At 52.5% G+C, this 263-nt stretch carries 1 protein-coding gene; it reads left to right on the forward strand.

Annotated elements, in window-relative coordinates; all coding sequences use genetic code 11:
• A partial coding sequence (locus KVT27_RS25105; protein WP_217582221.1) for a PHP domain-containing protein occupies positions 1-263 on the forward strand: 263 nt, incomplete at both ends.

Raw genomic sequence — 263 nt, forward strand, 5'->3', positions numbered from 1 at the left:
TTCACAACCGGACTGATGAAGCGAGAGAAGCCGCTGAGCGGTATCGAGCGATTTTTGGTGACGACTTCTTTCTGGAGATTCAGGATCACGGGATGATCGAGCAGAAAAAGGTAATGGCTGCCATGATCGAGCTGAGCAAGACAACCGGCATTCCGCTCATTGCCACGAACGATGTGCATTATGTCACGGAGCCGGACCACGTCATGCAGGATGTTCTCATTTGTATCGGAACCGGCAAGACCGTAGATGACACTGACCGGCTC

It is taken from the genome of Lysinibacillus sp. GbtcB16 (genome assembly GCF_019091145.1).
Taxonomy (GTDB): Bacteria; Bacillota; Bacilli; order Bacillales_A; family Planococcaceae; genus Lysinibacillus; species Lysinibacillus fusiformis.